23 protein-coding genes are annotated in these 26,805 nt (G+C 66.9%); 4 read left to right on the top strand and 19 right to left on the bottom strand.

Annotation, left to right across the window (positions count from 1 at the left end):
• Position 1 precedes the first annotated feature (1 nt).
• Genes mftC through mftA form a run of 3 tightly spaced genes read right to left on the bottom strand, consistent with a single transcriptional unit; the run spans position 2 to position 1,604 of the window.
• Positions 2-1,207 (bottom strand): mycofactocin radical SAM maturase, encoded by a 1,206-nt coding sequence (gene mftC, locus A5753_RS01565; RefSeq protein ID WP_067122480.1) that lies wholly within the window; start codon positions 1,205-1,207, stop codon positions 2-4.
• Positions 1,204-1,530 (bottom strand): mycofactocin biosynthesis chaperone MftB, encoded by a 327-nt coding sequence (mftB, locus tag A5753_RS01560; protein ID WP_197694548.1) that lies wholly within the window; start codon positions 1,528-1,530, stop codon positions 1,204-1,206. Before mftB ends, mftC begins: the two co-directional genes overlap by 4 nt.
• Positions 1,515-1,604, bottom strand: coding sequence for a mycofactocin precursor MftA (gene mftA / locus A5753_RS01555; protein ID WP_067122473.1), 90 nt, complete (start codon positions 1,602-1,604; stop codon positions 1,515-1,517). The genes mftB and mftA overlap by 16 nt, the downstream gene beginning before the upstream one ends.
• 99 nt (positions 1,605-1,703) lie before the next feature.
• On the opposite strand from mftA, the gene mftR reads away from it, so the two are divergent.
• Positions 1,704-2,300 (top strand): mycofactocin system transcriptional regulator, encoded by a 597-nt coding sequence (mftR, locus tag A5753_RS01550; protein ID WP_067122470.1) that lies wholly within the window; start codon positions 1,704-1,706, stop codon positions 2,298-2,300.
• Positions 2,297-3,343: a DUF2332 domain-containing protein gene (locus A5753_RS01545; RefSeq protein ID WP_067122603.1), complete on the top strand. Its 1,047-nt coding sequence runs from the start codon at positions 2,297-2,299 to the stop codon at positions 3,341-3,343. Before mftR ends, A5753_RS01545 begins: the two co-directional genes overlap by 4 nt.
• A 41-nt stretch (positions 3,344-3,384) precedes the next feature.
• Here the strand turns inward: A5753_RS01545 and A5753_RS01540 are convergent, their stop codons facing one another.
• The 9 genes from A5753_RS01540 to A5753_RS01500 all read right to left on the bottom strand — a co-directional run bounded on the left by A5753_RS01540 (position 3,385) and on the right by A5753_RS01500 (position 12,642).
• Entirely contained in the window at positions 3,385-4,572 is a 1,188-nt protein-coding gene (locus A5753_RS01540) for an NAD(P)/FAD-dependent oxidoreductase (RefSeq protein ID WP_067122467.1), read from the bottom strand.
• Between the two features lie 25 nt (positions 4,573-4,597).
• Positions 4,598-5,425, bottom strand: coding sequence for a mycofactocin-coupled SDR family oxidoreductase (locus tag A5753_RS01535; RefSeq protein WP_067122465.1), 828 nt, complete (start codon positions 5,423-5,425; stop codon positions 4,598-4,600).
• 90 nt (positions 5,426-5,515) lie between these two features.
• Positions 5,516-6,355: an SHOCT domain-containing protein gene (locus A5753_RS01530; protein ID WP_067122600.1), complete on the bottom strand. Its 840-nt coding sequence runs from the start codon at positions 6,353-6,355 to the stop codon at positions 5,516-5,518.
• Positions 6,356-6,445: 90 nt separating this feature from the next.
• Positions 6,446-7,222 carry a PE family protein gene (locus A5753_RS01525; protein ID WP_067122461.1) on the bottom strand — a complete coding sequence of 259 codons (777 nt, stop codon included), beginning with the start codon at positions 7,220-7,222 and terminating at the stop codon, positions 6,446-6,448.
• A gap of 160 nt (positions 7,223-7,382) precedes the next feature.
• Positions 7,383-8,573, bottom strand: a complete 1,191-nt coding sequence (gene tuf, locus A5753_RS01520) for an elongation factor Tu (protein ID WP_067122458.1) — start codon at positions 8,571-8,573, stop codon at positions 7,383-7,385.
• Positions 8,574-8,683: 110 nt separating this feature from the next.
• A complete protein-coding gene (fusA, locus tag A5753_RS01515) occupies positions 8,684-10,789 on the bottom strand; it encodes an elongation factor G (RefSeq protein ID WP_067122456.1) in 2,106 nt (701 codons plus the stop codon).
• 85 nt (positions 10,790-10,874) lie between these two features.
• Positions 10,875-11,345: a 30S ribosomal protein S7 gene (gene rpsG / locus A5753_RS01510; RefSeq protein WP_007767793.1), complete on the bottom strand. Its 471-nt coding sequence runs from the start codon at positions 11,343-11,345 to the stop codon at positions 10,875-10,877.
• Positions 11,345-11,719 carry a 30S ribosomal protein S12 gene (gene rpsL, locus A5753_RS01505; protein WP_007767794.1) on the bottom strand — a complete coding sequence of 125 codons (375 nt, stop codon included), beginning with the start codon at positions 11,717-11,719 and terminating at the stop codon, positions 11,345-11,347. The genes rpsG and rpsL overlap by 1 nt, the downstream gene beginning before the upstream one ends.
• 278 nt (positions 11,720-11,997) lie before the next feature.
• Entirely contained in the window at positions 11,998-12,642 is a 645-nt protein-coding gene (locus A5753_RS01500; RefSeq protein ID WP_067122597.1) for a TetR/AcrR family transcriptional regulator, read from the bottom strand.
• Between the two features lie 193 nt (positions 12,643-12,835).
• On the opposite strand from A5753_RS01500, the gene A5753_RS01495 reads away from it, so the two are divergent.
• Entirely contained in the window at positions 12,836-13,213 is a 378-nt protein-coding gene (locus A5753_RS01495; RefSeq protein WP_067122453.1) for a DUF3060 domain-containing protein, read from the top strand.
• Between the two features lie 42 nt (positions 13,214-13,255).
• Complete coding sequence (locus A5753_RS01490; protein WP_067122450.1) at positions 13,256-13,750, top strand: DUF3060 domain-containing protein; 495 nt, start codon at positions 13,256-13,258, stop codon at positions 13,748-13,750.
• Between the two features lie 51 nt (positions 13,751-13,801).
• On the opposite strand, the gene A5753_RS01485 is transcribed toward A5753_RS01490, so the two are convergent.
• From A5753_RS01485 to A5753_RS01455, 7 genes are all read right to left on the bottom strand, one after another.
• The gene (locus A5753_RS01485; RefSeq protein ID WP_067122447.1) at positions 13,802-14,569 is read right to left on the bottom strand and encodes a crotonase/enoyl-CoA hydratase family protein; all 768 of its coding nucleotides are present in this window, start codon (positions 14,567-14,569) and stop codon (positions 13,802-13,804) included.
• Positions 14,566-15,285: a PaaX family transcriptional regulator C-terminal domain-containing protein gene (locus tag A5753_RS01480; RefSeq protein ID WP_067122444.1), complete on the bottom strand. Its 720-nt coding sequence runs from the start codon at positions 15,283-15,285 to the stop codon at positions 14,566-14,568. The genes A5753_RS01485 and A5753_RS01480 overlap by 4 nt, the downstream gene beginning before the upstream one ends.
• Positions 15,286-15,287: 2 nt before the next feature.
• The gene (locus tag A5753_RS01475) at positions 15,288-16,226 is read right to left on the bottom strand and encodes a crotonase/enoyl-CoA hydratase family protein (protein WP_067122441.1); all 939 of its coding nucleotides are present in this window, start codon (positions 16,224-16,226) and stop codon (positions 15,288-15,290) included.
• 8 nt (positions 16,227-16,234) lie between these two features.
• Positions 16,235-17,863 (bottom strand): acyl-CoA dehydrogenase family protein, encoded by a 1,629-nt coding sequence (locus A5753_RS01470; RefSeq protein WP_067122438.1) that lies wholly within the window; start codon positions 17,861-17,863, stop codon positions 16,235-16,237.
• Between the two features lie 56 nt (positions 17,864-17,919).
• Positions 17,920-18,675, bottom strand: a complete 756-nt coding sequence (locus tag A5753_RS01465) for a deoxyribonuclease IV (RefSeq protein WP_067122435.1) — start codon at positions 18,673-18,675, stop codon at positions 17,920-17,922.
• A 358-nt stretch (positions 18,676-19,033) separates the two neighbouring features.
• The gene (locus tag A5753_RS01460) at positions 19,034-22,984 is read right to left on the bottom strand and encodes a DNA-directed RNA polymerase subunit beta' (protein ID WP_067122432.1); all 3,951 of its coding nucleotides are present in this window, start codon (positions 22,982-22,984) and stop codon (positions 19,034-19,036) included.
• A 70-nt stretch (positions 22,985-23,054) separates the two neighbouring features.
• Positions 23,055-26,561, bottom strand: coding sequence for a DNA-directed RNA polymerase subunit beta (locus A5753_RS01455; RefSeq protein ID WP_156655854.1), 3,507 nt, complete (start codon positions 26,559-26,561; stop codon positions 23,055-23,057).
• Positions 26,562-26,805: the final 244 nt, after the last annotated feature.

Raw genomic sequence — 26,805 nt, 5'->3', positions numbered from 1 at the left:
GCTACACCGGGCTTTCGTTACACATGCGGGCCGGCGGCGCTGCCGGCGTGACGGCCGGCGGCCGCAGGGACAGCGTGAGCGGCACCGGTTGGCGGATGCGCTTGCCGCGGGAGTGATCGGCGCGGGGACGCGGCGTCTCGCGGTCGTGCGCCAGCGCCGTTGCGCTGTGGCCCTGGACGCATTCGGGGTCCGGTCCTTCCAGCGGCAGGCCGGTGAAGAATTTGGCGGCCATGCATCCACCCCGGCAGCTGTCGTAGTGCCCGCAGCTGCCGCAGGCGCCCGCCGACTGGGGCTCGCGCAACTCGCGGAACAGCGGGGCGTTTTTCCAGACGTTGTCAAAACCGCCGTCCTTCAACACATTTCCGGCCAGGAAACGGTCGTGGATGGCGAATGGGCAGGCGTAGACGTCGCCGACCGGGTCGATCAGGCAGACGACGCGGCCCGCGCCGCACATGTTCAGACCGGCCAGGGCGCCGGATTGGCCGAGCGGAGCGAGGTGGAAGAACGAGTCGCCGGTGAGCACCCGCTCGCCCTTGGCGACCAGCCAGTCATACAGCTGAACCTGCTGATCGGCGGTGGGGTGCAGCTCTTCCCAGACATCCGCGCCACGCCCGGACGGGCGGAGCCGGGTGATCCGCAGCGTGGCGCCGTATCGGCTTGCCAGCGCGGCGAATTCGTCGAGCTGGTTGACGTTGTGCCGGGTGACGACAACGGAGATCTTGGCGTCGGAGAAACCGGCGTCGGCAAGGTTTTCCAGCGCGCGCACCGCCATGTCGAATGATCCGGGTCCGCGGACGGCGTCGTTAACCTCGGCGGTGGCGCCGTCCAGCGAGATCTGCACGTCGACGTAGTCGCTGGCAGCCAGCCGCGCGGCGACCTCGGGCGTGATCCGGACGCCGTTGGTGGAGAACTTCACGCCGACATGATGTTCGGTCGCGTAGTCGACCAGTTCCCAAAAGTCCGGACGCACAGTGGGTTCCCCACCACCGATGTTGACGTAGAACACCTGCATGCGTTCCAGCTCATCGATGATATCCATGCATTGACGGGTGGACAGCTCTCGCGGGTCCCGCTTGCCCGACGACGACAGGCAGTGCACGCAGGCCAGATTGCAGGCATACGTCAGCTCCCAGGTGAGGCAGATCGGCGCGTCGAGCCCATGCTCGAACTGCTCGATCAGCCGGGGTACAGGGGCCGCTGTTGTCATTGATCATCCTCCCTGGGCACCAGCATGTTGGATTCGACGAGCACACCCAGCGCATGCAGATACGGTGCCTGCGCGGCGTCGTTGACACCGGCCGCGCGGCAGGCGGACCGGATGTCGGGATGGTCGGCCAGCGACTGCACCACCGTGAGGATGGTGCGGTTCTTCAGAAACGACAGCTTGCGGGTGCCGAAGTGGTAGAGCAGCGCGCCGAACGGTTCCGGCCGAACCGCCACCTGCGGGTGCAATCGCCAGCCGCGATCAGGATCGAACGAGGTCGCCGTCCGAGCCTGCGCGGGCGCGGGCACGGTCAGTAGACCCCGCACATGCCGTCGATGGACACCTCTTCGACCAGCGTCTCGATGACGAGCTGGGGGTCAGTTTCGGTCTCGTGGTCCACGGGGCCTTGCCTTTCGTCCGGTCTTGACAACGATGGGATCTGAGTCACACTCGCCGTCAGAATATGGCATCGAGTGCCGAAATGGAAGGGCGGGGTCCGATGGTGCCGCAGCCGCGGGTGGGCAGGCGCCGCTCGACCACCCCGCACCACATCACCGACGTCGCCATCGACATGTTCACCGCCCGCGGTTTCGCCGACGTGAGCGTCGACGATGTCGCTCAGGCCGCAGGTATCTCCCGCCGGACCCTGTTCCGGTACTACGCGTCCAAGAACGCCATCCCCTGGGGCGATTTCGACAACCACCTCGCCCATCTGCGCGATCTGCTCGACAACGTCGATGCGGACGTGCACCTGGGCGATGCGCTGCGCGCTGCATTGTTGGCGTTCAACACTTTTGACGAATCCGAGATGGCCCGGCACCGCCAGCGCATGCGGGTCATCCTGCAAACCGCTGAGCTGCAAGCGTATTCGATGACGATGTATGCGGGCTGGCGCGAGGTGATCGCCGGGTTCGTGGCGCGCCGCCTGGACTGCAAGGCGACGGATCTGGCGCCCCAGACCGTCGCCTGGACGATGCTCGGGGTCGCCTTGTCTGCCTACGAACACTGGCTGAGCGACGAATCCGTCCCGCTGCCGGTCGCCCTGGGCAATGCCTACGACATTGTCGGCGCGGGACTCGACGGGTGGGACAGGTGACGGTCGAGCACCTGGTGCACACCCTGCGGTCACAGGGCAGGTTCTGCGCCTCGTCGGGCTCGCCGATGTATGGCGAGCTGTTCGAGTTGGTGGCCGGCGACGTCGAAGCCGGCGGGGTCTTCGCGACCGTGCTGTCCGGGCGCGAGGACGCGCCGTCGCGCGACGCGGTGCCGCTGCGGTTGCTCGGCGGGCTGCACCGGCTGGTGCTAGACGGCCGGGCGGCGCGGTTGCGCCGCTTCTACCCCAGTGCCGGGGGCGGCTGGGATGCCCGATCCGCCTGGCCGGAAATCCTGGACACCGCCGCCGGTCACGTCGACGTGCTGCGCGCCGCGCTCGGCCAGCCACCGCAGACCAACGAGGTGGGCCGATCGGCCGCTCTGATCGGCGGACTGCTGCACATCAGCCACGAATTCGGCTTGCCCATAAGGCTTTTCGAGATCGGGTCGAGCGCCGGGCTGAACCTGCGTGGAGATCAGTACCGCTACGAATTCGCCGGCGGCCACTGGGGGCCGGCCGACTCGCCGGTGACCATCGCCGACGCGTGGCGCGGCGCGCTGCCGCCCCGGCGCGACGTGCGGATCGTGGCGCGTCATGGGTATGACATCGCGCCCATCGACGTGGGCGACGCCGACGGGGAAATGACCGTGCTGAGCTATGTGTGGCCCGATCAGGGTGCCCGGCTGGCGCGGCTGCGCGGTGCCATCGAGGTGGCCCGCCGGGTCCCGGCCGTGCTCGAGCGTCGGACGGCCGCCGACGCGGTCGCCGGCCTGACATTGGCCGAGGGGGCGCTGACCGTCCTGTGGCATTCGATCACCTGGCAGTATCTGTCCGCCGACGAACGCGCAGCGGTGCGCGCGCACGTGGATGCGCTGGCCGGACGGGCGGATGCGCGCTCGCCGTTCGCCCATCTCACGATGGAGCCCGCGCGGGACGGGCCGGGCGAATCGATCAAGTTCTTGGTCCGGGCACGCGTGTGGCCGGGGGGCGCTCCGCAGGTGCTGGGCGAATGTCATCCGCACGGCCCGCCCGTCGACTGGCAATAGAAGACTAGGTGCCAGCGGCCGCCGTCGGACGAAAGACCGTGTCAGCCAAGCATTTCGGCGATGGGCACGGCCGCGGCGATCTTGGCGCGGGCCTTCATGACCTTGCCGGGCATCCCGCCGCCGACCACCCCGACCAGCGCCCCGTCGCGTTCGTAGTAGGCCAGGAACTTACGGCCGTCGTCCTCGACGATATGGACGATGTCGTCGGCTTCCGGCTCGCCCAGGCACTGGATCTTGACGTCGTATTGGTCGCTCCAGAAGTAGGGGACGACGACCACCGGCGGCACATCCTGGCCCAGCATCGCGGGCACCACGGCCCGGGCCTGATCGGCGACGTTGCTCCAATGTTCCACGCGCCCTTGGTGTCCCGTCGCGTCGCGCCAGGATGCGACGTCGCCGAGCGCCCATACGTTCGGCGCGCTGGTGCGCCCGGCCTCGTCGCAGATGACGCCGTTGTCGACCGCGACTCCGCTGCCTTCGAGCCATTCGGTCGCCGGGCGCGACCCGATGCCGACCACGACGATGTCGGCCGGCAGCTCGGTGCCGTCGCTCAACACCACCGCCTCGACGTGTGAGTCACCGCGCACCTCGGACACCCCGACGCCGAGGCGAACGTCCACGCCTTCGGCGCGGTGCAGCCGCGCGACCAGCTGCCCGATCTGTTCGCCGAGCACCGCGGCCAGCGGGGTGGGCTGCGGCTCCACCAGTACCACGTCCACGCCCAGGCTGCGCAGGCTGGCCGCCACCTCGCAGCCGATGAAGCCGGCGCCGATGACCACGGCCCGTTGCGCCGCGGACGCGTGCTCGCGCAGCGCCAGGCTTTCGTCGAAAGACCGCAGCACGCGGATGCCCTCGAGATCCGGGATGGCCGGGATACGGCGGGGCACCAGGCCCGTGGCGATGACCAGTTCGGCGTAGCCCAGCGTCGTCCCGTCCTCCAGAGTCACCGTCTGCGCGGCGGCGTCCAGACTCTTCGCGGCCGACCCCAGCCGCAGCGTGATGTCGTTGTCGTCGTACCACTCGCGCGGTTTGAGCGCGGTGTCGTCGACCTCTTTGCGCAGCACCTCTTTGGACAGCGGCGGGCGGTCGTAGGGCAGGTGCACCTCGTCGCTGACGATCGTGATGGGCCCGGGATACTCCGCCTTTCGCAGTTGCTCGGCGGTGCGCGCGGCGGCCAATCCGCCGCCCACGATCACGATCCCGTTGTTGGCGCTTTCGTCACTGCTCACGTGGAGTTCTTAGCACGATGGCCGCTCAGTACTTCAGGGCGCCCTTGTCCACGGGAATCTGCGTGCCGGTGAGGGTGCCCGAGCCGTCGCCGGCAAGCCACGCCACCACATCGGCCACTTCGTCGGCCGCCATGAATCCATTGGGCTGCACCGGCATTGGCGGAAAGCTGTGGACGAAGTTGGGATACTTGGCGAAAATCTCCATCATCGCCTCGGGTTCGATCATCGGGGTGTCCACCGAGTACGGATGGATGGAGTTGACCCGGATGCCGAATTCGCCGAGCTCGATGGCGAGGGTATTGGTGAGCGCCGTCAGTCCGTGTTTGCTGGCCGAGTAGTGGCCGTTGCCCGGCGTGGCCTTGATGCCCGCCGACGAGCTGACCACGACGATGGAGCCACCATTTCCCGCCTCGATCATCGCGGGCACGGTGGCGCGCAGCGTGCGCCAGGTGCCGGTCAGGTTGACCCCGATGACCGTGTCCCACTGCTCGTCGGTGAGCTCCCAGATGCGGCCCCAGCTCAGCACCCCCGCGTTGGCCACCACGACGTCGAGCCGGCCGAACTGCTCGATCCCGTCGGCGACCAACTCCCGAAGCGCGGCGTCGTCGCGGACGTCGACCTCGCGCCTCAAGATCTTGCGCCCCTCGTTCTCCACCAGGCGGGCGGTTTCGTCGAGGTCTTCGCGGGTGGCCGGTGTGTACGTCACGCTGGCGGACACCGGAGCGCAGATGTCCAGCGCGATGATGTCGGCGCCCTCGCGGGCCAGCCGCACCGCGTGCGAGCGTCCCTGCCCGCGGGCGGCCCCGGTGATGAATGCGACCCGCCCCTGCAGTGATCCGGCCTGTCCAGCCACGTGCAACCCCTTCGACCGCCGATAGATCAAGTCAGGCTAGCAGCGCAACTGAAACGTGTTCTAATTCACCCGGCGTCGCCGGACGAGCATCTAGATTTCGGAGATGATCGACGCGCGCCGGCTGGTGTACTCGTCGTCGGTCAGCGCCCCGCTGGCGTGCAGGTCCATTAGTTCTTGCAACCGCGCGGCGATCGACGGTTCGGGTGGTGTGACGACCGCCGCCGCCGCAGGCGCCGCGGCGGCCGGGGCCGGTTGCGCCGCCAGGGTCTGCTGTTCGACCGCTCGGCGCACCACCGCCTGGATCTGGGCGCGCAGAGCCGGGTTCGACCGGATGTCGACCATCTGATTGAGCGCGACGTTGTTGGCCTTGAGGATCTGCAGGATCTCCATCAACGGGCCGGCCTGTCCGCTCAGGTCGTAGGTCTTGTTGTCGTCAGCCACGGTGAACTGCGCGGGCACCAGGCCGTTGACCAAAGCGCTTCGCTCCCAGTCAATCCGGTATTCGCTGGTGGTGGGGTTGACCAGCACCACCACCTTGCGGGCGTTGAGGTTGCCGAGCCGGGTGACGCTGGCGATCACCCGGTCGTCACTGTCGAACGGCATGATTCCAGGGCCGGCGATGTGCAGGTGCACCTTGACGACCTGCTGGTTGTTCACCCACGTCCCGGTTTCGGTGATCCCGGTGATCTGCGCGAGCGCCAACACCCCGTTCTGCTCGAGCGCGGCAGCCTTGGCCGACGACTTGGCGCCGTAGTTCGCCAACGCGAGCGCGACCAACACATCGGCAACGGTGATCAGCAGGCCGACGTAGAACATCCACTGCAGCAGGTTGTCTTGCCCTAGGTTGAAGTACACGACCAAGAAGATCGGTCCGACCAGGCCGCCGCACAGCAAAACGATCAACTGTGCCTTCAGGTAGCGCGCTAACACATGCCCCTCCTCGGCTTGCTGGGGAATCCGTGTCACATTAGCGCTCAAGGAGTCGCGGCGAATGCGATACACGCAAACCGCGCCGGGCCCTTACCTCGGTTCGGCGGGCACCACCGGCACCCGCTTGACCGGCGTGCCCGTCGCGGGCTGCGCGGTGGCCGCGGCGTGCGGCGCGGCGCGCGCGGACACCGGCATGGTGGTGGCCGGCGAGGTCTGCGGCGGCACTGCGGCCTGCGGGGCCGCGGCGGGAGTGGCGGCCGGTGTCGCTACCGACGCCGGCAATGCCGCCGGTGCCGCCGGCTGGACGGTGGCCGGAGAACTCGCCGCAGCGTAGGCCGGTGTCACCGCTCGCGCCGCGCCGGCGGGCGTGGTGGCCGAGGCTAGCGTCGCCGATCCCGCCGGAGCCGCCGCAACCGGCGTGCCGGCCGGCGCGACCGGTGGCGCCGCGGCCGCGGCCGGGGCCGCCGCCGCCACCAGCGGTCCCGCGGGTGCGGCCGGCGCGGACGTACCCACGGCGCCGGCGCTCACCGCCGGTACCTGCGCGGCCACCGACGCCTGGGCCGCCGCGGCCCGCAACGGCGCGGTGTTGGCGGCCTCGGCGAAGGCGTAGTGCGCGGCGCCGCCGTTCATCAGCTCGACGAACTGGCTGTGGAACGCGGTCGCCTGGGCGCTGAGCGCCTGATAGACCTGGGAGTGCGCATCGAAGAGTGCGGCGATACTGGCCGACACCTCGTCGGCGCCGGGGGCCAGCACACCCGAAGTCGGACCCAACGCGGCGGTGTTGGCCGAGGTGATCGTCGACCCGATCCTGGCCAGGTCCCCCGCGGCGGCCTCGACGAATTCGGGCGTCGCTTGAACGAACGACATGGCACCCCCCGCGCGAACGCTCCGGTCAGGAAGAAGATGGGCAAATCCTAAACCAGGCGGCACCGCGGCCGCAGGGACTCTTCCGCTTTGGTACCAGTAGTCCCAACGCGCAAAGCCCGGATTGCCGAGTCGGCAATCCGGGCTTTGCGGTGATCCGAAGTTACTTGATGATCTTGACGACCCGGCCGGCGCCGACGGTGCGGCCACCCTCACGGATCGCGAACCGCAGACCGTCGTCCATGGCGACGGGCTGGATCAGCTTGACCGCGATGTTGGTGTTGTCACCGGGCATCACCATTTCGGTGCCCTCCGGCAGCGTCACCACACCGGTCACGTCGGTGGTGCGGAAGTAGAACTGCGGACGGTAGTTGTTGAAGAACGGCGTGTGCCGACCGCCCTCGTCCTTGGACAGGATGTAGACGCTGCCCTCGAACTCGGTGTGCGGCGTGGTGGTGCCGGGCTTGACCACAACCTGGCCACGCTCGACGTCCTCACGCTTGATACCGCGCAGCAACAGCCCGACGTTGTCGCCGGCCTGGCCCTGGTCGAGCAGCTTGCGGAACATCTCCACACCGGTGACGGTGGTCTTGGTGCTGGTCGGCTTGATACCGACGATCTCGACCTCTTCGTTGACGTTGATGATGCCGCGCTCGACACGCCCGGTGACCACCGTGCCACGACCGGTGATGGTGAAGACGTCCTCGACAGGCATCAGGAACGGCTTCTCCGTCTCGCGGACCGGGTCCGGGATCGACTCGTCGACGGCCTCCATCAGCTGCTCGACGGACTCGACCCACTTAGCGTCGCCCTCGAGCGCCTTGAGCGCCGAGACCCGCACGACCGGCGCGTCCTCGTCGAACTCCTGGGCGGCCAGCAGTTCGCGGACCTCCATCTCGACGAGCTCGAGCAGCTCCTCGTCGTCGACCATGTCGGCCTTGTTCAGCGCGACCAGGATGTAGGGCACGCCGACCTGACGGGCGAGCAGCACGTGCTCACGAGTCTGCGGCATCGGGCCGTCGGTGGCGGCGACCACCAGGATGGCGCCGTCCATCTGGGCCGCACCGGTGATCATGTTCTTGATGTAGTCGGCGTGACCCGGGGCGTCGACGTGCGCGTAGTGACGCTTCTCGGTCTGGTACTCCACGTGGGAGATGTTGATGGTGATACCGCGCTGACGCTCCTCGGGCGCGTTGTCGATCTGGTCGAACGCGCGGGACTCGTTCAGGTTGGGGTACTTGTCGTGCAGAACCTTGGTGATAGCCGCGGTCAGCGTGGTCTTGCCGTGGTCAACGTGACCAATGGTCCCGATGTTGACGTGCGGCTTCGTCCGCTCGAACTTCGCCTTCGCCACTTGTGTGTCCTCCTGGACTAGTTGGTGCTTGTTAAAGCAGTGTTGGTGTTTTCAGTTGTGCCGCGCCCAAGGCTTTGCAATGACCCGGCAAGGGTACTCCGAGCTGAGGCTTACTGGCCCGTCGCCTTGGCGATGATCTCCTTGGACACGTTCGCCGGCACTTCGGCGTACGAGTCGAAGACCATGGAGTAATTCGCCCGGCCTTGAGTCTTGGACCTCAGGTCGCCGACGTAGCCGAACATCTCCGACAGCGGCACGTGCGCCTTGACGACGCGCGCACCGCTCCGCTCCTCCATGGCCTGGATCTGGCCACGGCGGGAGTTCAGGTCGCCGATCACGTCACCCATGTAGTCCTCGGGCGTGGTGACCTCGACGGCCATGATCGGTTCCAGGATGACCGGTTGTGCTTGCTGCGCAGCCTTTTTCAGCACCTGCGAACCTGCGATCTTGAACGCCATCTCCGACGAGTCGACCTCGTGGAACGCCCCGTCGAGCAGGGTGACCTTCAAGTTCACCAACGGGTAGCCGGCCAGCACGCCGTACTGCATCGCGTCCTGGGCTCCGGCGTCCACCGACGGGATGTACTCACGCGGGATACGGCCACCGGTGACCTTGTTCTCGAACTCGTAGGTCGCGCCGTCCTCGCCGTGGAACGGCTCGAGGTTGATCAGCACCTTCGCGAACTGGCCCGAGCCACCGGTCTGCTTCTTGTGGGTGAATTCGACCTTCTCCGCCACGCGGCGGATGGTCTCCTTGTAAGCGACCTGTGGCTTACCGACGTTCGCCTCGACCTTGAACTCGCGCCGCATGCGATCGACCAGGATGTCCAGGTGCAACTCGCCCATCCCACCGATGACGGTCTGGCCGGTCTCGGTGTCCTGGTGGACCTTGAAGGTCGGATCCTCCTCGGCGAGCTTCTGGATCGACAGCGACAGCTTCTCCTGGTCGCTCTTGGTCTTGGGCTCGATGGCCACCTCGATGACCGGGTCGGGGAACGTCATCGACTCCAGCACGACCTGCTGGTTCGGGTCGCTCAGGGTGTCACCGGTCGTGGTGTCCTTGAGTCCGATCACCGCATAGATGTGACCGGCCGACGCCGTCTCCACCGGGTTCTCCTTGTTGGAGTGCATCTGGAACAGCTTGCCCAGCCGCTCCTTCTTGCCCTTGGTGGCGTTGATGACCTGGCTGCCGGAGTCGACCTTGCCCGAGTACACCCGGACGTAGGTCAGCTTGCCGAAGAAGGGGTGCGTCGCGACCTTGAACGCGAGCGCGGAGAACGGCTCGTCGGTCGACGGGTTGCGGGTGACCTCTTCGTCCTCCTTGCCCGGAACGTGGCCGACGGCCGGCGGCACGTCCAGCGGCGAGGGCAGGTAGTCGATCACTGCGTCCAGCATCGGCTGCACACCCTTGTTCTTGAAGGCGCTGCCGCACAGCACCGGGTAGGCCTCCGAGTTGATGGTCAGCTTGCGGATGGCGCCCTTGATCTCCTCGACCGTGAGCTCCTCGCCGCCGAGGTACTTGTCCAGCAGCGCCTCGTCGGTCTCGGCGACGGCCTCGAGCAGCTTGGTGCGGTACTCCTCGGCCTTCTCGGCCAGCTCGGCCGGGATCTCGATGGTGTCGTAGGTCTCGCCGAGCTTCGTCTCGCCGCGCCACACCTTGGCGTTCATCTCGACCAGGTCGACGATGCCCTCGAAGTCACCCTCGGAGCCGACGGGCAGCTGAATCGGGATGGCGTTGGCGCCGAGCCGCTCCTCCATGGTCTTCACGGAGAAGTAGAAGTCAGCCCCGATCTTGTCCATCTTGTTGACGAAGCAGATGCGCGGGACGTCGTACTTGTCGGCTTGCCGCCAGACCTGCTCGGACTGCGGCTCGACACCCTCCTTGCCGTCGAAGACGGCCACGGCACCGTCGAGCACGCGCAGGCTGCGTTCCACCTCGACGGTGAAGTCGACGTGCCCGGGGGTGTCGATGATGTTGATCTGGTTGTCTTTCCAGAAGCAGGTGGTAGCCGCGGAGGTGATGGTGATCCCCCGCTCCTGCTCCTGCTCCATCCAGTCCATGGTGGCGGCGCCGTCGTGCACCTCACCGATCTTGTAGCTGATACCGGTGTAGTAGAGGATGCGCTCGGTCGTCGTCGTCTTGCCGGCGTCGATGTGCGCCATGATGCCGATGTTGCGGACCTTGGTCAGGTCGGTCAGCACGTCCTTCTGTGCCACAGAAGTCTTCCCACTCTTTCGATTGCTTGGTTAGTTCGCTGTCGGTTGGCGCCCGGCCACACTGCCTTTCGCGCCGTTGGAGCCCCTACCAGCGATAGTGCGCAAAGGCGCGGTTGGCCTCGGCCATCTTGTGGGTGTCCTCGCGCCGCTTGACGGCGGCCCCGAGGCCATTGCTGGCGTCCAGGATCTCGTTGGCCAGCCGCTCGACCATGGTTTTCTCGCGGCGTTGCTTGGAGAAGCTGACCAACCAACGCAGAGCCAGCGTCACGGAGCGATCCGGACGCACCTCGACGGGAACCTGGTACGTAGCGCCACCGACGCGGCGGCTGCGCACCTCGAGGGAGGGCTTGACGTTGTCCATCGCGCGCTTGAGCGTGATCACCGGGTCGGTACCCGTCTTTTCCCGGGCGTTCTCGAGCGCTCCATAAACAATGCGCTCGGCCAGCGATTTCTTCCCGTCCAGCAGAACTTTGTTCACCAGCTGCGTCACCAGCTGCGACCCGTAGACCGGGTCATTGACCAGCGGGCGCTTCGGCGCGGGCCCCTTGCGCGGCATTAGCTCTTCTCCTTCTTGGCGCCGTAACGGCTGCGAGCCTGCTTGCGGTTCTTGACACCCTGGGTGTCGAGCGAACCGCGAATGATCTTGTACCGGACACCGGGGAGGTCCTTCACACGGCCACCGCGCACCAGCACCATCGAGTGCTCCTGCAGGTTGTGGCCTTCGCCGGGGATGTAGGCGGTGACCTCAACCTGGCTCGTCAGCTTCACGCGGGCGACCTTCCGAAGCGCCGAGTTCGGCTTCTTCGGGGTGGTGGTGTACACGCGGGTGCATACGCCACGGCGCTGCGGGCTGCCCTTCAGGGCCGCGGTCTTGACCTTGGCGACCTTGTCGCGGCGACCCTTGCGGACCAGCTGCTGAATGGTTGGCATCTACCGGCTTTCTGTGTTCGTGTTCGGCATACTTCGAGCGTTCTCAAGTCTGTGTACTGCAGTTATGTCCGGCCGCATCACCCCGCGCCCGGGTGTGTCGCATGCGCTGCGCACCGGAGGAGGTCCGATGCTTCGTGGACACGCGAATTCGCCCGGCATCCACTCCCTTACGGTTAGGCGCCGTAAGCCGCCAGGCACGAGGAACCACAATACCCGCCGCCGGTCTCGCAGGTCAAAGCGACGGCGGCGCTAGTTCGTAGTAGCGGGTCGCCCTTCGGCTAGTGCAGGGCACCATCGGCGGCGGTGCGCCTTTCCAGGCCCGCCGCCAGCCGCAGCACCATGTCGGAGAACAACGCGTCGGTGTCGATCTCGTCCATCACGCCGGTCATCTCCAGTAGAACGAAGCCGTGCATCGCGGACCAGAACTCGATCGCCGCGTGAAAGGCCGCCTCGCCGTCCAGGCCGTAGGAGGACAGCACCGCGATCACCGGTGCGGCCGCGCCGCGGGTCGCGGCCGTGTATTCGGGATCGTCGCCGCCCAAGGGCATCCGCGTGAAGGCCGAGTAGCGGCCGGGGTGGTGGTGCGCGTAGCTGCGGTAGGCACCGGCCATCACCAGCACCGCGTCGTCGCGGGCGCGGCCCTCGCCAACCCGGTTGAGCATCGTGATGATGTCGTCGACGACGCGGATCCGCACCGCACGGCGCAAATCCTCCAGGCTGTCGACGTGGTTATACAGCGACGGCCCCTTGGTGCCCAGCTGCATCGCCAGCGCGTTGATGGTCAGGGCGTCCCAGCCCTCGCGATCCAAGAACGTCAGGGCGCCGTCGATGATCCCGTCCCGGCTCAGCTTGGCCGGACGGGAGGCGGGCCGCCCCGTGCGTTGACGCCCGGCCGCCGACGGCGGATCCGGTCGAGCTGCCATGGCGTCGCCCTTCGATCGCATGAACGGGTTGCGGTTAACTAATGACTCTAGTTGACGACCGTCCGGACACTAATGTCATGGGGATATGAGCACCGGGCAAAGGAATTCAAAGTCTCCCGCCGGGCCGGCAACTGGACGTAATGTCATGCTTGCTCCGTTTCGAGCAGCCGACCTGTCCAAGAGGGGGCCCGCAGTGAAGTGGACGACTGTCGCCGGGTCACTGGCCACCTGTGCCATCGCCGTCGTTGCCACCGCCGCCGCCGCGCCGCACGTCGCGCAGGCCAAGAACGGTGACACCCACGTCGTGGGCGAGGGCATCGAGCAGACCGTCGACTGCAACGACGCCACCCTGATGGTGAACGGCACCCGCAACAACGTCACCGCGTTGGGCAACTGTTACGCCGTCACGGTGATGGGTTCGTCGAACACCGTCATCGCCGACTCGGTGTCGCACGACATCACCGTGTACGGCTACGACCAAACGGTGTTCTACAAGGGCGGTCAGCCCGCCCTGTGGGACCGCGGCCGCGAACTGGGCATGACCAACCGGCTCCAACAGGTGCCGGGCTAAACCTCGGCGCCACAACCTAATCCGATCAAGAATCGAGGAACGATGCCCGCCTACATCCGTGACCGTTCGCTGCGCCTGACCGTGCTCGGATTGACACCGGCCGCCGCAGCCCTGGTGCTGGCGGGCTGCAGTTCGACGGCCGGCCCGCCGTCGGGCTCGTCGACGACCACCACCAAGAGCACCGCGACGACCGCGACGACCAGTGCCGGCGCCGCGCCGACGACGGGATCGAGCGGGGCGAGCACCACCGCGTCCCTCGAGATCGGGAACATGATGAACTACGGATCGATGGGCACCACCACCACCCTCGACTGCGCCAACGGCAAGTCGCTGAACGTCGGCGGCTCGAACAACACGTTGACCGTTACGGGCACCTGCGAGTCGACCACCATCACCGGCGCCAACAACAAGATCACCTTCGACAAGGTCAACACCCGAATCACCGTGCTGGGGATGGACAACACCATCACCTACAAGGACGGCGCCCCCAAGGTCGACGAGATCGGTTCGGGCAACACGATCAACAAGGGCGGCTGACCGCACCGGGCCGGCACCCGGCGCCCGTACCTAGCCGGCGGCGCCCCGTGCCTAGCCGGCCGGTGCCCCGTGCCGGCCGGCACCCGCCGCGAAACGCCCGGCTCCTTCGTTCGCCTCCGCGGCCACCCGGGAGATGCTGGCGAATTCGAAGTCCATCGCCTCGGATTCCGTTGTCCCCCATTGGTGTAGCGCCGAAAGCCGGTCCGAACGCAGGCACTGCTGCGGCAGCGCCGCCAGTTGCGCCGCCATCTCCTCCGCGGCATGGCGCGACTGGCCTTTGGGGACAACCCGATTCGCCAACCCGATGGCAAGGGCTTCCTCCGCGGGCACCCCGCGGCCGGTGAGGATCATGTCCATCGCGCGGCTGTGCCCGATCAGCCGGGGCAACCGCACGGTGCCGCCGTCGATCAGCGGAACGCCCCAGCGCCGGCAGAACACGCCGAACACGGCGTCCTCCTCGGCCACCCGCAGGTCACACCAGATGGCCAATTCCAGGCCGCCCGCGACGGCGTGGCCGCTGACCGCCGCGATTACGGGTTTGGACAGCACCATCCGGGTCGGGCCCATCGGACCCGGGCCGGTGCGATGGACGGCGTTGGCGTCGGACGTACCGAAGGCCTTCAAATCGGCTCCGGCGCAAAATGTTCCGTTATCGCCCCACAGTACGGCCACCGATGCGGTGTCATCGCTATCGAACTCCTCGAACGCCGCGTAGAGCGCGGCGGCCGTCGGACCGTTGACCGCGTTGCGGGCCCCCGGTCGGTTGATGATCACCGTGGTCACCGGGCCGTTGCGCTCGATACGCACCGGGTCAGTCATGTCGCCTCCGCGAATAGTGGTTCGCGCCGCCGAAGCAGCTCAGCGGCAAAGCCATGGTATGCCGCCCGCAACCTGGCGCCGGGCCAGTCGGGCGGCAGCAGCTCGACGGGCAGCACCGGGTCGCTGAGCAGGTGCCGCACCATCGCAGCGGCCACCAGGAAACGACCGGGAATATCTGGCGCCGCGGACATCTCGTCGAGCAGCCGATGGCCGGTTTGAGCCCAGGCGGGCAGGTCCCACAGCTGCGCGGCCAGTTCGGCGGGGTCGTCGTCGCGGGCCCGCAGCACCCTCGCCTGGGCGAGGACCTCGGTACCGGGGTCTGCGCCGATGTTGTCGGGGCGCATCCACACCCCTTCGCGGAGTTCACCGAAGCGCTTGTCGTGCAACGTGGTTCGCAGCGCTGCGCGGGTGCGCGCGTCATTCCCCACGCTGGTCACGATGAGGGTGATCCACTCCCCGTTCCACGGATGCACCCGCGGGTCGATGGCGTCGTCCTGGCGTCGTTGACGAGCCAGCAGGCGGTCGGAGAGCCGGTAGCCGTCCGTGGCCCGGATCAGGTCGCCGGCACCGACCATGCGGGTCAGCGCCACGCGAAGCGTCGACTCCTTTATGCCGAAATCGGAAGTTAGCCTGACCAATTCGCTGGCACGGGCATGGGCGGGGTGGGCGCCGAGCAGCACGCTGAGCACCACCGACCGTGCCGTCATGTCCGGCATGGCTACACTCCGGACGCGCGGCGGCCGTGGTCGCCGAACGGTTCGTCGCGATGCCGCACCGCCTCACGGAAGCCGTGCTCGACCGCATCGGCGACGAAGGCGTGGCCCTCCGGCGTGTGCCGGGCGACACCGTCGAACACGGTGCTGACCATCCGGCTGGTTGCCACGCCCTGTTGCAGCAGAGCGGAATTCAGCGCGAGTTTGACCATGATCAGCTGATTGACCGGCACCGCGGCGATCCGCTCGACGAGCCGCTCGGTGCGCTCGTCGAGGTCTTTGGCGTCCGGCGCCTCCACCGCCAGACCCCACTCGGCGGCCTGCGTGCCGGTAATGCAATCTCCAGTCAGCAGAAGGCGTTTGGCACGTTGGTCGCCGAGCCGATGGGCCCACAGCCCCGCCGCCGGGACGCCCCACACCCGGGTCGGCGGGTAGCCGATCTTGGCGTCGGCGGCGGCGATCACCTGATCGGCGTGCAGCGCGATGTCGGTGCCGCCGGCCACGCAGTAGCCGTGGATTTTGACCACCGTCGGCTTGTCGGCGTGCATGAGGCTGGCGAAGCCCCGCACGAAGCGGCTCATCATCTGATAGTCGATCATCGGGTCCCACGGCTGGTCCGCCAGATGGTTGACCGCCTGGGTCTTTCCGTCCAGCACCGTGCCCTGGTACGCGCCGGTGCCGCCGGCCGAGCCGGTGCGGTCGGCGTAGGCGCTCAGGTCGAAGCCCGCGCAGAAGCCCTCGCCGCGGCCGGACACCAGGATGACATGAACATCCGGGTCGAGATCGGCGCGCTCCACCAGTGCCGAGAGTTCCAATGGGGTGTCGGCGACGATGGCGTTGCCTTTGTCCGGCCGGTTGAACGTGATGCGCGCAACCCGATCGGTGACCTCATAGGTCATCGTCTTGAGGTTGTCGAAGTCGACCGGCCTGATCGCGTGAGTCATGTTGCGGCTCAGCCCTTGACCAGCGCCCGCTCCAGGATCGGTGCGAGGTCGAGCCCGTCCGGCATGGTGCCGAACGCACCGCCCCACCGTCGGTCGAGCCGGGTGGTCAGGAACGCCTCGGCAACAGCGGGGTGGCCGTGGCGCACCAACAGCGAGCCCTGCAGCGCCAGGCAGATGTCTTCGGCCACCTTGCGGCCGCGGTACTGAATGGACTCCAGTTCGCTTAGCTGATCGCGCAGCCGCGCGACGTGGTTGGCCAGGCGCGGATCTTGACCCGCGCCGTCGGCGAGCTCGTCGAACAGCACCTCGACGCATTCGGGGCGAGTTGCCATGGCGCGCAACGTGTCCAGTGCACTGACGTTGCCCGAACCCTCCCAGATACCCATCAGCGGCGCCTCCCGGTACAGCCGCGGCATGCCGGAGTCCTCGACGTAGCCGTTGCCGCCCAAGCACTCCAGCGCCTCGGCGGCATGGGGCGTGGAGCGCTTGCACACCCAGTACTTGCTTGCCGCAAGGCCGATGCGGCGCAGCAGCGCCTCGCGCTGGTCGCCGCGCACGGCTTTATCGGTGGCGCCGGCCATTCGCATCGCGACCATGGTGGCCGCCTCCGCCTCGACGGCCAGGTCGGCCAGCACGTTGCGCATCAGCGGTTGGTCGATCAGGTAGGCGCCGAAGGCCTTTCGGTGCTGGGCATGGTAGATCGCGCGGGTCAAACCAGTGCGCATGCTGGTGGCGCTGCCCAGCGTGCAGTCCAGCCGGGTGAGGTTGACCATCTCGATGATGGTGGGCACGCCGCGCCCTTCCTCCCCCACCAGCCACGCGATCGCGCCGTCGTACTCCACCTCGCTGGAGGCGTTGGCGTGGTTGCCGAGCTTGTCCTTGAGCCGCTGCAGGAACATCCGGTTGCGGCTGCCGTCGGGCAGGATCCGGGGCAGCAGGAAGCACGACAGCCCGCCCGGCGCCTGCGCCAGCACCAGGAAGATGTCGCACATCGGCGCCGAGGTGAACCACTTGTGCCCGGTCAGGCTATAGCTGCCGTCGGCGTTCGGCGTTGCGTGGGTGGTGCCGGCGCGCACGTCGGAGCCACCCTGCTTCTCGGTCATCGACATGCCCGCGGTGATGCCCGGCTTGGTGGTGGCCAGCCGGAGCTCGGGGTCGTATTCGCGGCTGGTCAGCAGAGGCTCGTACACCTTGGCCAGCTCGGGGTTGAAGCGCAGCGCGGGAACGACGGCGTACGTCATCGAAATCGGGCAGACGTGGCCAGGTTCCACCGTCCACACCGAAGTCTTGGCGGCGCGCACGACGTGTGCGCCCGGCCGCTCGTCGGCCCAGGGTGCGGCGTGCATGCCGTGGGCGATCGCCGCGCGCATCAGTTCGTGGTAGGCGGGGTCGTATTCGACCTCGTCGATGCGGTGGCCGTTGCGGTCGTGGGTGTGCAGGACGGGCCGGTTACGGTCGGCGAGCTCGCCCCACCGCTGCGCCTGGTGGGTGGCCGACAGCGCGCCCACATCGTTCACTTCGTCCAGGCCCCACTGACCGCCCTCGCGGATCAGGGCCTCGATGAGCACCGCGGAGCTGGCGGGGTTGTGGTTCTCCAGGGGCGGAACCTGGTTGGTGACGACGTGGGTATCCGACATGCCACCAATGTTACATTTCCTCGACAGTTGCACAAGAGGTGTAACAGGCGGGCGGGTCAGCCCTTGATGTTCTCCCGCAGGAAGGCGATGTCGTCCTTGCGGCCCTCGTCGGCCGTTTCGCAGATCACCGGCGCGCCGGCGGCATCGACCACCGCGACGAGTAGCTGCGGGTCAATCTTCCCGGTGCCGAAGTTGGCGTGCCGGTCGGCGCCGGAGCCCGCGGCGTCTCTCGAGTCGTTGCAGTGCACCAGGTCGATGCGGCCGGTCAGCGCCTTGATCCGGTCGACGGCGTCGATCAGCTGCTCACCCGCCGCCCAAGCGTGGCAGGTGTCCAGGCAGAACCCAATTCCCTTGTCGCCGATGTGATCCCACAGCCGGCCGATGGTGTCGAAGTGGCGAGCCATCGCATGGTCGCCGCCGGCGGTGTTCTCGAGATACACCTGCACGTCCGTTTCCAGGTAGTCCAGCGCCTTGACCCAGCGCTCGAAGCCGGCGTCCATGTCGTTGTCGTCGGCGTGGCCGCCGTGCACGATCACCGCCGTCGCGTCGATCTGCGCCGCCGCGTCGCAGGTGTCCTGCAAGATCTTGCGCGACGGGATGCGGATGCGGTTGTTGGCCGAGGCCACGTTGATCAGGTACGGCGCATGGACGTACAGCGGCACGGTCGACGCTTTGAGCGCCTCGGCGTCGTCGCGCGGCTTGGGTTTCTTCCAGCTCTGCGGGTTGCCGAGGAAGAACTGCACGACGTCGGCGCCGTCGTTTTGCGCGGCGGCCAACGGGTCGTCATTGCGGACGTGTGAACCGATGAGCACGGTGGCCAGTCTAGTGAGGGGTACTGACGGCCGCGATGGCTGCGCGGTCCAGGCCGGTACTGTCTGCGATGGCAAGGGTGATGGCTGGCGGGGTTCTTGTATGGACGATCTTTCCGGCGGTGGACCGGTGAGGCGGCCGTGTCGTGAGTGTCTAATCCACCGGGCCGATGCGAGATCCTCGGGCCGCCGTCACTCGTCGATGCTTTGATTGAGGACGAGTACATCGACGACGTGGTCGCTCTGCCCCGCCCGCCGGCGTGCGGCTGGCCGCACACTCGGGTCCGAACGTGCGGCTGGCCGCACACTCGACGCATGAAAAAGCCCCGGACCCAAGGGCCGGGGCTTTTTCCGTTGTGAACTAGCGGTAGTCGCTGTAGCCGTAGTCGTCCAGCGGCACCGCGGCACCAGTGGCCGCACCGAAGTCCGGGCTGTAGTACTGATCCTCGTAGGAGGGGATCGTGTACGCCGCGGCCCGGGCCTCCTCGGTCGGCTGCACCTGGATGTTGCGGTACCGGTTGATACCGGTACCGGCCGGGATCAGCTTTCCGATGATCACGTTCTCCTTCAGACCGTTGAGCTTGTCGCTGCGGCAGTTGATCGCCGCGTCGGTCAGCACTCGCGTGGTCTCCTGGAACGACGCCGCACTCAGCCACGAGTCGGTGGCCAGCGACGCCTTCGTGATGCCCATCAGGACCGGGCGTCCGGCGGCGGGCTCGCCGCCCTCGGACACCACCCGGCGGTTCTCCGCCTCGAACCCCGCTCGCTCGATCAGCGAGCCGGGCAGGAACTCCGTGGAGCCCGAGTCGATGATGGTGACGCGGCGCAGCATCTGGCGAACGATCACCTCGATGTGCTTGTCGTGGATTGACACACCCTGGGCGCGGTAGACCTCCTGGACCTCGCGGACCAGGTGGATCTGCACCTCGCGGGGGCCCTGCACGCGCAGCACCTCGTGCGGGTCGGCCGAGCCTTCCATCAGCTGCTGGCCCACCTCGACGTGGTCACCATCGGACAGCACCCGCTCGGAACCGTCCTCGTGCTTGAACACCCGCAGCCGCTGCCGCTTGGAGAGCTTGTCGTACACGACCTCTTCGCTGCCGTCGTCGGGAACGATGGTGATCTTGTAGAACCGCTCACCATCCTCGAGACGCACCCGCCCGGTGACGTCGGCGATCGGCGCCTTACCGCGCGGGATGCGGGCCTCGAACAGCTCCTGCACCCGGGGCAGACCGCCGGTGATGTCCTCACCGACACCACCCTGGTGGAAGGTACGCATCGTCAGCTGGGTACCGGGCTCACCGATGGACTGCGCCGCGACGATACCCACGGCCTCGCCGATGTCGACCAACTTGCCGGTGGCCATGGACCGCCCGTAACAGGTCGCACACACACCGGTACCGGTGGTACACGTCAGCACCGAGCGCACCTTGATCTGCGTAATGCCCGCGGCCAGTAGGGCTTCGATCGACGGGTCACCCAGGTCCTCGCCACGCGCCACGACGACGTTGCCGGCCTCGTCGACCGCGTCGGCACCCAGAGTCCGTGCGTACGCCGAGGTTTCGATGTACGGGTCGCGGATCAGGGTGCCGTCCGCCTGCCGCTCGGCCAGCTCGACGATGATGCCCCGCTCGGTCTCGCAGTCGTGCTCGCGGACGATGACATCCTGGCTGACGTCCACCAGACGACGGGTCAGGTAACCCGAGTCGGCGGTACGCAACGCGGTGTCCGCCAGGCCCTTTCGAGCGCCGTGCGTGTTGATGAAGTACTCCAGCACCGTCAGGCCCTCACGGAACGACGACTTGACCGGACGCGGGATGAACTCACCCTTCGGGTTGGTCACCAGACCCTTCATGCCGGCCAGCGTTCGCGTCTGGGTGAAGTTACCCGTGGCGCCCGAGTCAACGATCGTGATGATCGGGTTGTCGGCCGGGTAGTGCTCGCGCAGCGCCTGACCGACCTCGTCGGTGGCTTCCTTCCAGATCTCCACCAGCGCCTCGTTGCGCTCGTCGTGGTTCAAAGCACCACGCTGGAACTGCTTTTCGACCTTCTCGGCCCGCTCCTCGTACTGGTCGAGGATCTCCTTCTTACGCGGCGGGACGAGCACGTCGGCCATCGAGACCGTGACACCACTGCGGGTCGCCCAGTAAAAACCGGCGTCCTTGAGCTTGTCCACGGTCTGCGCGACGACGATCATCGGGTAGCGCTCGGCCAGATCGTTGATGATCGACGCCTGCACCTTCTTGTGCATCTGCTTGTTCACGAACGGATAGCCCACCGGCAGCAGCTCGTTGAAAAGCACACGGCCCAATGTGGTCTCGGCCATCCAGGCGTCGCCCGGCTGCCAGCCGTTGGCGCCGAACAGCTCGGCCTCGATCTCCGTGGGCGGACGCAACTGCGTCAGCCGCACCTTGATCTTGGCCCGCACCGACAGCACGCCACGGTCGGCCGCCATGATCGCCTCGGCCGGCGAGGAGTAAACCCCGACCTCGGGCTCGTCCTTGGCGGCCGCCTTGAATTCGCCCTTGTCCCCCTCGACCTCGGTGGTCAGGTAGTACAGGCCGGTCACCATGTCCAGACGCGGCATGGCCAGCGGACGCCCAGACGCGGGCGACAGAATGTTGTTGCTCGACAGCATCAAGATGCGGGCCTCGGCCTGCGCCTCGGCGGAAAGCGGCAGGTGCACCGCCATCTGGTCACCGTCGAAGTCGGCGTTGAACGCCTCACACACCAGCGGGTGAAGCTGAATCGCCTTGCCCTCCACCAGCATTGGCTCGAAGGCCTGGATGCCCAGCCGGTGCAGGGTGGGTGCGCGGTTCAGCAGCACCGGGTGCTCGGCGATGACCTCTTCGAGGACATCCCACACCTGGGGACGCTGACGCTCCACCATGCGCTTGGCGCTCTTGATGTTCTGCGCGTGGTTGAGATCGACCAGCCGCTTCATCACGAACGGCTTGAACAGCTCCAGCGCCATCAGCTTGGGCAGCCCGCACTGGTGCAGCTTGAGCTGCGGACCGACCACGATGACCGAACGGCCCGAGTAGTCGACACGCTTACCGAGCAGGTTCTGACGGAACCGGCCCTGCTTACCCTTGAGCAGATCCGAGAGCGACTTCAGCGGGCGGTTACCCGGCCCGGTGACCGGACGGCCGCGACGGCCATTGTCGAACAGCGCGTCCACGGACTCCTGCAACATCCGCTTCTCGTTGTTGACGATGATCTCGGGCGCGCCGAGGTCGATCAGCCTCTTGAGGCGGTTATTGCGGTTGATCACGCGGCGGTACAGGTCGTTGAGGTCCGACGTGGCGAACCGGCCACCGTCGAGCTGCACCATCGGGCGCAGTTCCGGCGGGATCACCGGGACGGCGTCGAGCACCATGCCCATCGGGGAGTTACCCGACTGCTGGAAGGCGGCAACCACCTTGAGCCGCTTGAGCGCGCGAAGCTTCTTCTGCCCCTTGCCGTTCTTGATGACGTCACGCAGCGACTCGGCCTCGGCGTCGATGTCGAAGTTCTCGATCAGCTTCTGGATCGACTCCGCACCCATGGCGCCGGTGAAGTACTCACCGAAGCGGTCGATCAGTTCGCGGTAGAGGTTCTCGTCGACGATCAGCTGCTTGGGGGCCAGCTTGGTGAAGGTCGTCCAGATCTCCTCGAGCCGGTCCAGCTCGCGCTGCGCCCGGTCGCGCAGCTGACGCATCTCGCGCTCGCCGCCGTCGCGGACCTTGCGGCGCGCGTCGGCCTTGGCGCCCTCGGCCTCCAGCTCGGCCAGGTCGGCCTCGAGCTTCTGGGCGCGGGCCTCCAGGTCGGCGTCGCGCTGGTCCTCAATGGCCTTGCGTTCCACCATCATTTCGGCCTCGAGCGTCGAGACCTCGTTGTGGCGCATCTCGTCGTCAACCGACGTGATGACGTAGGCGGCGAAGTAGATGATCTTCTCGAGATCCTTCGGCGCCAGGTCCAGCAGATACCCCAGCCGCGACGGCACGCCCTTGAAGTACCAGATGTGCGTGACGGGCGCGGCCAGCTCGATGTGGCCCATCCGCTCGCGGCGCACCTTGGCGCGGGTCACCTCGACGCCGCAGCGCTCGCAGATGATGCCCTTGAACCGGACGCGCTTGTACTTGCCGCAGTAGCACTCCCAGTCGCGAGTCGGTCCGAAGATCTTCTCGCAGAACAGGCCGTCCTTCTCCGGCTTCAGCGTGCGGTAGTTGATCGTCTCCGGCTTCTTGACCTCGCCGTAAGACCATTGCCTGATGTCCTCCGCGGTGGCCAAGCCGATACGGAGTTCATCGAAGAAGTTGACGTCGAGCACGTAACTCCCTTTCCCCTTGCGGGTTTAGTTACCAATAAGAAGGCGGGCTTGAGCCGCAATGAACTTGCCGCTAAGCCAGATCCTCAACAGACGCAGATTCGTTGCGGGACAGGTTGATTCCCAGGTTCGCGGCTGCCCGCTCGAGGTCCTCGTCCTCGCCTTCGCGCAGCTCGATCGCCGCACCGTCCGAGGAGAGCACCTCGACGTTGAGGCAGAGCGACTGCAACTCCTTGAGCAACACCTTGAAGGACTCGGGAATGCCCGGCTCCGGGATGTTCTCGCCCTTGACGATCGCCTCGTACACCTTGACCCGGCCGACGGTGTCGTCGGACTTGATGGTCAACAGCTCCTGCAGCGTGTACGCCGCGCCGTAGGCCTGCATGGCCCAACACTCCATCTCACCGAAGCGCTGGCCACCGAACTGCGCCTTACCGCCCAGCGGCTGCTGCGTGATCATCGAGTACGGGCCGGTGGAGCGGGCGTGGATCTTGTCGTCCACCAGGTGGTGCAGCTTCATGATGTACATGTAGCCGACGGTCACCGGGTACGGGAACGGCTCACCGCTGCGGCCGTCGAACAGCACCGCCTTGCCGTCGCCGTTGACCATGACCTCACCGTCGCGGTTGGGCAGCGTGCAGGACAGCATGCCCTGCAGCTCCTCCTCCTTGGCGCCATCGAACACCGGCGTCGACACAATCTGGTTCGGCTGCGCGTGCAGCAGCTCCTCGGGCAGGTTGACCGCCCAGTCGGGCGAGCCGTCGATGTTCCAGCCGGACTTGGCCACCCACCCGAGGTGGGTCTCCAGGATCTGGCCGATGTTCATCCGTCGGGGCACACCGTGGGTGTTCAGGATGATGTCCACCGGCGTGCCGTCCGGCAGGAACGGCATGTCCTCCTGCGGCAGGATCTTGCCGATGACGCCCTTGTTGCCGTGGCGTCCGGCGAGCTTGTCGCCGTCGGAGATCTTGCGCTTCTGGGCCACGTAGACGCGCACCAGCTCGTTGACACCGGCCGGCAGCTCGTCGTCGTCCTCGCGGGAGAACACCCGGATGCCGATCACCTTGCCGGACTCACCGTGCGGCACCTTCAGTGAGGTGTCGCGAACCTCGCGGGCCTTCTCACCGAAGATCGCGCGCAGCAGCCGCTCCTCCGGGGTCAGCTCGGTCTCACCCTTTGGGGTGACCTTGCCGACCAGGATGTCGCCATCGCGAACCTCGGCACCGATGCGCACGATGCCGCGCTCGTCCAGGTCGGCCAGCACCTCATCGGAGACGTTCGGGATGTCCCGGGTGATCTCCTCGGCGCCCAGCTTGGTGTCGCGGGCGTCGATCTCGTGCTCCTCGATGTGGATCGAGGTGAGCACGTCCTCCTCAACCAGCCGGTTGGAGAGGATGATCGCGTCCTCGTAGTTGTGGCCTTCCCACGGCATGATCGCCACGAGCAGGTTCTTGCCCAGCGCCATCTCGCCGTTCTCGGTGCAGGGACCGTCGGCGATCACCTGGCCGGCCTCGACCCGCTCCCCCGCGTCGACGATCGGCGACTGGTTGGCGCAGGTTCCGTGGTTGGACCGCTCGAACTTGCGCATCCGGTAGGTGTGCCGGGTGCCGTCGTCGGCCATCACGGTGATGTAGTCGGCGGAGACCTCCTCGATCACCCCGGCCTTGTCGGCCACGACCACGTCGCCGGCGTCGATCGCCGCGCGCAGCTCCATACCGGTACCCACCAGCGGCGCCTCGCTGCGCACCAGCGGAACCGCCTGGCGCTGCATGTTGGCACCCATCAGGGCACGGTTGGCGTCGTCGTGCTCGAGGAACGGGATCATGGCCGTGGCCACCGACACCATCTGGCGCGGCGACACGTCCATGTAGTCCACCTCGGACGAGGGCACGTACTCGACCTCGCCCGCCTTCCGGCGGACCAGGACGCGTGCCTCTTCGAACCGGCCCTTGGCGTCGATCGGCGAATTGGCCTGCGCCACCACGTGGCGGTCCTCCTCGTCGGCGGTCAGGTAGTGGATCTCGTCGGAGACCACACCGTCGACCACCTTGCGGTACGGCGTCTCGATGAACCCGAACGGGTTGACGCGGGCGTACACCGACAGCGAGCCGATCAGACCGATGTTCGGGCCTTCCGGGGTCTCGATCGGGCACATGCGGCCGTAGTGCGACGGGTGGACGTCACGAACCTCCAGGCCGGCGCGCTCACGCGACAGACCACCGGGGCCCAGCGCCGAGAGACGACGCTTGTGGGTCAGCCCGGACAGCGGGTTGTTCTGGTCCATGAACTGCGACAGCTGGCTGGTGCCGAAGAACTCCTTGATCGCGGCGACGACCGGCCGGATGTTGATCAGGGTCTGCGGCGTGATGGCCTCGACGTCCTGCGTGGTCATCCGCTCCCGGACCACGCGCTCCATGCGGCTCATGCCGACCCGGATCTGGTTCTGGATCAGCTCGCCCACGGTGCGCAGCCGGCGGTTGCCGAAGTGGTCGATGTCGTCGGTCTCCACCGGCACCTCGGTGCCGCCGGGGACGGTCATCGTGGCCTGGCCCTCGTGCAGGCGGACCAGGTATTCGATGGTGGCGACGACGTCTTCCTCGGTCAGCGTCGACGACGTGATCGGCTCGCCCGTGTGCAGGCCGAGCTTCTTGTTGACCTTGTAGCGGCCGACGCGGGCCAGGTCGTAGCGCTTCTCCTTGAAGAACAGGTTCTCCAGCAGCGTCTGCGCGGACTCCTTGGTCGGCGGCTCGCCCGGACGCAGCTTGCGGTAGATGTCCAGCAGCGCCTCGTCGGTGCCGGCGGTGTTGTCCTTCTCCAGCGTCGACATCATGATCTCGGAGAAACCGAACCGCTCCGTGATCTGCTCGTTGGTCCAGCCCAACGCCTTGAGCAACACGGTGACGGGCTGGCGGCGCTTGCGGTCGATGCGGACGCCGACGGTGTCGCGCTTGTCGACGTCGAACTCCAGCCAGGCGCCACGGCTCGGGATCACCTTGACGCTGTGCAGAAGCTTCTCGGTCGACTTGTCGATCGACTCGTCGAAATACACACCGGGCGAGCGGACCAGCTGGCTGACCACCACACGCTCGGTGCCGTTGATGATGAAGGTGCCCTTCTCGGTCATCATCGGGAAGTCACCCATGAACACCGTCTGGCTCTTGATCTCGCCGGTGTTGTTGTTGATGAACTCGGCCGTGACGAACAGCGGGGCCGCGTACGTCATGTCCTTGTCTTTGCACTCGTCGACCGGCGCCTTGACCTCGTCGAAACGCGGGTCGGAGAACGACAGCGACATCGAGCCGGAGAAGTCCTCGATCGGCGAGAGCTCGTAGAGCACCTCTTCCAGGCCACCCACCGGAGTCACGTCCCCGCGTGCGGCGGCGGCCTCGCGCCACCGCGGCGCGCCGATCAACCACTCGAAGGAGTCGATCTGCACGTCAAGCAGGCCCGGAACCTCGAGCGGTTCGCGGAGCTTGGCGAAGGAAACTCGATTGGGCGCTCCCGGCACGGAGCCGTTTGAGGAACTCCCGTTAGAGGAACTTTGTGGGCGATCCGTCTTGCTCTGGCGGAAATCTGCCAAGATGCATCCTTCCAGCACCTCGTGCGACTCACGAAGACCGGGACCACCGGCCAGCTCGCCGCGAATTGTGTCGGTTCGGCCGGCAGACGATCTGTCCGGATCTCACGCGCAACTAGAACTAAGCCGCTTACGGGGCTCAGGCTTAGACCACGATGTCAGGTGGCGGGTGAGGTGGGCAGGAGGTAGCCAGCGCAACGTCCAACAATAGCGCAGGACGGCGCATTCCTCAACTGCCCAGCATTAG

The sequence above is a fragment of the Mycobacterium sp. 852002-51971_SCH5477799-a genome, assembly GCF_001667145.1.
GTDB lineage: Bacteria > Actinomycetota > Actinomycetes > Mycobacteriales > Mycobacteriaceae > Mycobacterium.
This window is presented reverse-complemented; position numbering and strand designations above follow the sequence as displayed.